Here is a 6641-nt window from a genome sequence, read left to right as displayed (position 1 = left end):
AATAACTAAGCATTCGTGTGGTCGGTACGACCCAACATGAATGCAGTGTTGACTGAACCGGAGCTTTTCGGTTTGCCTCTATGGGGATTGGTCTAATTTGGAATGGATTTTCAGTAGTTGGTCTTTCGTGATTCGGGGTCGTTGGCTTCTGTTTTTGCCAAGGAATCAAAGCGCACTTTACATGTTGTAGTTTCTCTTCTCTATTTTTTAGTTTTATCTGGTCGTTTTCTTACGTTTTGGCCATAGAAGTCCCATTACGTCGGGATTCACGTTTTTTCATTAGGTCTGTTTAACTGTTTTTTGATTTGTTCTTGCCAGTGTTGCGGTGGCCCACGGGCAGGGAAGGTCGCGATGGTAACGAGGTTTCCTTGCTTGCAGACCGGGCACCTGCGGTGCATTAAAGGCTCCGTTGCTTTAAATTCTGGTTTACCGAGCTCTTCCTGTAATCCTGGGATGATCGTTCTTTTATAATAGCTGCTCAAGATGCCGTAGTGCCTGATACGGGTAAAGCCTTTAGACAGGATATGCAGCGAAAAACGCCTTATAAATTCAGCATCGGGCAGTTCGAGTATCGTTCTTTTACCTCCGTGTCGATAGTCCTTTACCATAAATCGAACGTTTCCACTTTCAAGACTTTTTATCCGATGGTTGCTTATCGCGATCTTATGGGTATAGCGCCCTAGATATTCTATTACCTGCGAGGGTCCAAAGAATGGACGTTTGCAATAGACGACCCACTGGTTTTTGAACAGACTTTCGTAAAAAGAACGGGACTTCGATTTCCCCAACTCCTTGCGTAGGCCAGCTACAAAACGGGCCCTGAACACCTTGCTCATCGCCCTTACAGGAAACAAGTACTTTCCCTTGCCCTTGGTGGGTTTCCATTTGCCAGATTTAGCAATACCGCCCCCTGGAACAATGCAGTGCAGGTGTGGGTGCAACGAGAGGTTCTGCCCCCAGGTGTGCAGGATGGCGATCATTCCCATCTTGGCGCCCAGGAACTTGGGGTTGGCACCAAAATCTCCAATGATACTCCAGGCTGTTTTGAACAAAAGGTTGTACACCAATTTTGGCTCGTATAGACATAACCGGTTCAGCCCACTGGGCAGGGTAAAGACCACGTGGAAGTAAGAGACCTTTAGTAAATCTGCCTCCCTTGCCCGGATCCATTCTTCCTTCTTGTGTCCCTGGCACTTGGGACAATGGCGGTTGCGGCAACTGTTGTAGCTAAGATGAAGCTTATGGCACCTCGCATTGTCGCAACGATCTATATGGCCGCCCAAGGCGGCAGTGCGGCACTTGCGCAAGGCGTGAAGGGTGCGAACCTGCCAACTGTTGGCACAATAATGGGCAAGGTGCTCCCTGTTGCGCTCCAGTACGTGCGCTACTTCATAATCGGGATAGGACATCTCTATCGGCCATAAAGCCTATCCAACGGACTGAACGGCTTTTGCCTACCCGATTGTGCCACATGGAGGTAGATAAGGGTCGTTTGGATATCTGCGTGCCCCAAGAGGTCTTTTATGCTCATGATGTCCAGGCCCATCTCCAAAAGATGGGTAGCATAGCTATGGCGCAGAATATGGGCGGTAATTTCCTTTGGGATTCCGCTGCGCTTGCGAGCCTCTCGGACGATCCATTGTACCCCTTGTGAGGAAATTTTAACTGGATTACCTGTCCTGTCATTGCCAGTAAAGCACCAAGTGACCGGGTTTTCTGCCAAGAAGTACGTCTTTAGGCCACGGATCTGCATCTCGGACAAGGGAACGTAGCGATCCTTGCGACCCTTGCCCTGGCGCACGTGCAGCATCTTCCTGTCGAAATCCAAGTCCTTACGCTGAAGGTTGCGAAGCTCAAAATTGCGGAGCCCACAACCATAGAGCATGGCAAGAACCAATCGATGCTTAAGCAATTTTGGGGTCTTCAGCAGTTGTTTTATCTCCCTTTGGTTCAATACCACGGGGAGTTTCTTGGGGCGTTCAATGGAAGGAAGTATGACCCGCATTTCTTTCATCCCAAAGATGCGGTAGGCATAGCGAAGTCCATAAACGGTGTGCTTGAAAAAACTGTCGGATGGAGTCTTGTGCTGTGACTTTAAAACGTGCAGATAATCCAGGATCTGCTCCTGATCCAGATCAAGTGGACTACAGTTGAAATGGAATCCGATGTGCGCCAGACAGCGGGCATAGTTGGTAAGGGTGCTCTGGCTCTTGCCGGAGAGTTCTACCGAACGCTTGAGCTTGTGGTAGAGTGCTGCAAACCCAGGAACCGAAATAATAGCCCTTTCAATGAGGGTGTCATTTTTTTTTCATAATATTGAGTATTACATTAAACCTTGATCCTAAAGGTAGTGAATCGTGATGGAAACGTCGCGTGAAGCTACCTTTAGGTTTAGTTCAACAAGGTGTATAAGCAATGGCTTGTCCTCGCCTACTTGGAAAATCCTGCGGATTTTCCAATGGCAAGTACCTGTTTGCAATTGTCCATGACGAACCACGCCACTGCTCATACACGAAACGTTGGGCTTCATACTGACAAAAAATCGAACTAAATCATATTTTTTGTACATTTGATTAAAAGAAATTTTTAAATGGATATTCAAACAACAAAACTTGAACTACTCAAAACAATCTTGGAGACTGAAAATACTGATTTCATCCAAAGAGTAGCTGACTTTGTGAAAAAAGAAAAAGTAGATTTTTGGGACGAATTGTCTTTATCTGAACAATCTGAAATAAAACAAGGTATTGAGGAATTGGATAAAGGGAAAAGAGTTTCCTACGAGTCATTCCTAAAGAAAATTTCTTAATGAAAGTATTCTTATCCGAACTTGCCGAATCAAAACTTCTAAAGCTATCCGAATATTTATTAGAAGAGTGGAACTTAAAAACTCGTGACAAGTTTATCTCAAAACTAAACGATAAAATCAAACAAATATCAAATCAACCTGATAGTTGTCCAAAATCATCGGAATTTAAAAATCTTTATAAATGTGTTGTAACAAAGCAAACGACATTTTTCTATAGAATAATAGCTGAACGAAAAGAAATAGAAATAATTACGATTTTTGACACACGACAAAATCCTGATAAGTTAAAAAAAGACATCGATTAAAAAGTACGAAAGCCGTGTATAAGTTATGGCTGGGACTGTGCTTACTTGGAAAATCCTGCGGATTTTCCACAGGCAGTTGACCGTTTGGAGTTGTCCGTGACGGCACACGCCACAACTCATACACATAAACGTTAGCCACAATCCTCCCTATTCCGAAGCATTGACTTCTTGGGCGAACGTTTAGGCAGGTTTAAAGTCAAAATAATCAATTCCCAAACAATTGATTATTAAACAGTTAAAAAAACGTTAGTCAGAAACGCAAATTATGAAGAATTCAGTTAAATATCTATCAACATTGCTTCTTTTGCTATTACAGTTTTGTGATTTAACAGCTCAAAATAAATTTGACACTCCATACGGAAATAATGATTCAATTGGAAAATATGTAGAATTGAATGGTGCAAAAATATATTATGAAGAATATGGAAATGGAGAACCATTGCTTCTAATCCACGGAAATGGAGCGAACATCAAATCAATGGAAAATCAAATTGAATTTTTTAAATCTAAATATCGAGTTATTATTGCAGACAACAGAGGACACGGAAAATCGGAATTAAAAACTGACTCATTAAATTACGCTCAAATCGCAAACGACTGGGATGGATTGGTTAATCATTTAAAATTGGATTCCGTAAATATTTTAGGTTGGAGCGATGGAGGTGTTATAGCTCTAAAAATGGGAATTAGTAAACAATCCAAAATCAAGAAAATTGTTGCAATGGCAGCTAATTTAAGACCAGATACAACAGCAGTTCATAGTTGGGCGCCGAATAGAATTAGAGAAGATGAAAAACTTGCGAAAGAAATGATTGCAACAGGCGACACATCTCGAGATTGGAATTTAGAACTTCAGCATTATGGGTTGTTGCTTAACCAACCGAATATGAGTCACGAAGAACTCAAAAAAATAAGCGTTCCCGTTTTAATTGTTGCCGGAGATAGAGATATAATTAAAAATGAACATTCGGTTGAGATTTTTGAACAACTTTCCAAAGGTCAACTTTGCATTATGGCTGGTTCAACTCACATAGCTCCAAAAACAAAACCTGAAATGTTTAACGAAATTGTAAATAGATTTTTAACTGAACCATTTGATTATAAACCGAGAAAATAACTGTGGCTAATAACTAAGCATTCGTGTGGTCGGTACGACCCAACATGAATGCAGTGTTGACTGAACCGGAGCTTTTCGGTTTGCCTCTATGGGGATTGGTCTAATTTGGAATGGATTTTCAGTAGTTGGTCTTTCGTGATTCGGGGTCGTTGGCTTCTGTTTTTGCCAAGGAATCAAAGCGCACTTTACATGTTGTAGTTTCTCTTCTCTATTTTTTAGTTTTATCTGGTCGTTTTCTTACGTTTTGGCCATAGAAGTCCCATTACGTCGGGATTCACGTTTTTTCATTAGGTCTGTTTAACTGTTTTTTGATTTGTTCTTGCCAGTGTTGCGGTGGCCCACGGGCAGGGAAGGTCGCGATGGTAACGAGGTTTCCTTGCTTGCAGACCGGGCACCTGCGGTGCATTAAAGGCTCCGTTGCTTTAAATTCTGGTTTACCGAGCTCTTCCTGTAATCCTGGGATGATCGTTCTTTTATAATAGCTGCTCAAGATGCCGTAGTGCCTGATACGGGTAAAGCCTTTAGACAGGATATGCAGCGAAAAACGCCTTATAAATTCAGCATCGGGCAGTTCGAGTATCGTTCTTTTACCTCCGTGTCGATAGTCCTTTACCATAAATCGAACGTTTCCACTTTCAAGACTTTTTATCCGATGGTTGCTTATCGCGATCTTATGGGTATAGCGCCCTAGATATTCTATTACCTGCGAGGGTCCAAAGAATGGACGTTTGCAATAGACGACCCACTGGTTTTTGAACAGACTTTCGTAAAAAGAACGGGACTTCGATTTCCCCAACTCCTTGCGTAGGCCAGCTACAAAACGGGCCCTGAACACCTTGCTCATCGCCCTTACAGGAAACAAGTACTTTCCCTTGCCCTTGGTGGGTTTCCATTTGCCAGATTTAGCAATACCGCCCCCTGGAACAATGCAGTGCAGGTGTGGGTGCAACGAGAGGTTCTGCCCCCAGGTGTGCAGGATGGCGATCATTCCCATCTTGGCGCCCAGGAACTTGGGGTTGGCACCAAAATCTCCAATGATACTCCAGGCTGTTTTGAACAAAAGGTTGTACACCAATTTTGGCTCGTATAGACATAACCGGTTCAGCCCACTGGGCAGGGTAAAGACCACGTGGAAGTAAGAGACCTTTAGTAAATCTGCCTCCCTTGCCCGGATCCATTCTTCCTTCTTGTGTCCCTGGCACTTGGGACAATGGCGGTTGCGGCAACTGTTGTAGCTAAGATGAAGCTTATGGCACCTCGCATTGTCGCAACGATCTATATGGCCGCCCAAGGCGGCAGTGCGGCACTTGCGCAAGGCGTGAAGGGTGCGAACCTGCCAACTGTTGGCACAATAATGGGCAAGGTGCTCCCTGTTGCGCTCCAGTACGTGCGCTACTTCATAATCGGGATAGGACATCTCTATCGGCCATAAAGCCTATCCAACGGACTGAACGGCTTTTGCCTACCCGATTGTGCCACATGGAGGTAGATAAGGGTCGTTTGGATATCTGCGTGCCCCAAGAGGTCTTTTATGCTCATGATGTCCAGGCCCATCTCCAAAAGATGGGTAGCATAGCTATGGCGCAGAATATGGGCGGTAATTTCCTTTGGGATTCCGCTGCGCTTGCGAGCCTCTCGGACGATCCATTGTACCCCTTGTGAGGAAATTTTAACTGGATTACCTGTCCTGTCATTGCCAGTAAAGCACCAAGTGACCGGGTTTTCTGCCAAGAAGTACGTCTTTAGGCCACGGATCTGCATCTCGGACAAGGGAACGTAGCGATCCTTGCGACCCTTGCCCTGGCGCACGTGCAGCATCTTCCTGTCGAAATCCAAGTCCTTACGCTGAAGGTTGCGAAGCTCAAAATTGCGGAGCCCACAACCATAGAGCATGGCAAGAACCAATCGATGCTTAAGCAATTTTGGGGTCTTCAGCAGTTGTTTTATCTCCCTTTGGTTCAATACCACGGGGAGTTTCTTGGGGCGTTCAATGGAAGGAAGTATGACCCGCATTTCTTTCATCCCAAAGATGCGGTAGGCATAGCGAAGTCCATAAACGGTGTGCTTGAAAAAACTGTCGGATGGAGTCTTGTGCTGTGACTTTAAAACGTGCAGATAATCCAGGATCTGCTCCTGATCCAGATCAAGTGGACTACAGTTGAAATGGAATCCGATGTGCGCCAGACAGCGGGCATAGTTGGTAAGGGTGCTCTGGCTCTTGCCGGAGAGTTCTACCGAACGCTTGAGCTTGTGGTAGAGTGCTGCAAACCCAGGAACCGAAATAATAGCCCTTTCAATGAGGGTGTCATTTTTTTTTCATAATATTGAGTATTACATTAAACCTTGATCCTAAAGGTAGTGAATCGTGATGGAAACGTCGCGTGAAGCTACCTTTAGGTTTAGTTCAACA

At 44.3% G+C, this 6641-nt stretch carries 7 protein-coding genes; 3 read left to right on the top strand and 4 right to left on the bottom strand.

The window, feature by feature from the left end; genetic code table 11:
• Positions 1 to 266: 266 nt before the first annotated feature.
• Entirely contained in the window at positions 267 to 1409 is a 1143-nt protein-coding gene (locus MWU32_RS02790) for an IS91 family transposase (protein ID WP_246937542.1), read from the bottom strand.
• A 2-nt stretch (positions 1410 to 1411) separates the two neighbouring features.
• Positions 1412 to 2014, bottom strand: coding sequence for a tyrosine-type recombinase/integrase (locus MWU32_RS02785; RefSeq protein WP_246937544.1), 603 nt, complete (start codon positions 2012 to 2014; stop codon positions 1412 to 1414).
• 576 nt (positions 2015 to 2590) lie between these two features.
• On the opposite strand from MWU32_RS02785, the gene MWU32_RS02780 reads away from it, so the two are divergent.
• The 3 genes from MWU32_RS02780 to MWU32_RS02770 all read left to right on the top strand — a co-directional run bounded on the left by MWU32_RS02780 (position 2591) and on the right by MWU32_RS02770 (position 4231).
• A complete protein-coding gene (locus tag MWU32_RS02780; RefSeq protein WP_246937568.1) occupies positions 2591 to 2809 on the top strand; it encodes a hypothetical protein in 219 nt (72 codons plus the stop codon).
• Complete coding sequence (locus MWU32_RS02775; RefSeq protein ID WP_093245864.1) at positions 2809 to 3114, top strand: type II toxin-antitoxin system RelE/ParE family toxin; 306 nt, start codon at positions 2809 to 2811, stop codon at positions 3112 to 3114. The genes MWU32_RS02780 and MWU32_RS02775 overlap by 1 nt, the downstream gene beginning before the upstream one ends.
• A gap of 265 nt (positions 3115 to 3379) precedes the next feature.
• On the top strand, positions 3380 to 4231 hold the full coding sequence (locus tag MWU32_RS02770; protein WP_246937566.1) for an alpha/beta fold hydrolase: 852 nt from the start codon (positions 3380 to 3382) through the stop codon (positions 4229 to 4231).
• Positions 4232 to 4505: 274 nt separating this feature from the next.
• On the opposite strand, the gene MWU32_RS02765 is transcribed toward MWU32_RS02770, so the two are convergent.
• Together MWU32_RS02765 and MWU32_RS02760 are read right to left on the bottom strand one after the other, a co-directional pair.
• On the bottom strand, positions 4506 to 5648 hold the full coding sequence (locus tag MWU32_RS02765; protein WP_246937542.1) for an IS91 family transposase: 1143 nt from the start codon (positions 5646 to 5648) through the stop codon (positions 4506 to 4508).
• A gap of 2 nt (positions 5649 to 5650) precedes the next feature.
• A complete protein-coding gene (locus tag MWU32_RS02760; RefSeq protein ID WP_246937544.1) occupies positions 5651 to 6253 on the bottom strand; it encodes a tyrosine-type recombinase/integrase in 603 nt (200 codons plus the stop codon).
• Positions 6254 to 6641: the final 388 nt, after the last annotated feature.

This window comes from Gelidibacter sp. F63206, from assembly GCF_023015735.1.
The sequence above is the reverse complement of the archived record's forward strand: the minus strand, read 5'-3'. Positions and strand labels throughout refer to the sequence as shown.

Bases quoted from the DNA above. Each gene is read 5' to 3' on its own strand.
- MWU32_RS02780 (WP_246937568.1), top strand. From the start codon at position 2,591: ATGGATATTCAAACAACAAAACTTGAACTACTCAAAACAATCTTGGAG.
- MWU32_RS02790 (WP_246937542.1), bottom strand. From the start codon at position 1,409: ATGTCCTATCCCGATTATGAAGTAGCGCACGTACTGGAGCGCAACAGG.
- MWU32_RS02765 (WP_246937542.1), bottom strand. From the start codon at position 5,648: ATGTCCTATCCCGATTATGAAGTAGCGCACGTACTGGAGCGCAACAGG.
- MWU32_RS02775 (WP_093245864.1), top strand. From the start codon at position 2,809: ATGAAAGTATTCTTATCCGAACTTGCCGAATCAAAACTTCTAAAGCTA.
- MWU32_RS02785 (WP_246937544.1), bottom strand. From the start codon at position 2,014: ATGAAAGAAATGCGGGTCATACTTCCTTCCATTGAACGCCCCAAGAAA.
- MWU32_RS02760 (WP_246937544.1), bottom strand. From the start codon at position 6,253: ATGAAAGAAATGCGGGTCATACTTCCTTCCATTGAACGCCCCAAGAAA.
- MWU32_RS02770 (WP_246937566.1), top strand. From the start codon at position 3,380: ATGAAGAATTCAGTTAAATATCTATCAACATTGCTTCTTTTGCTATTA.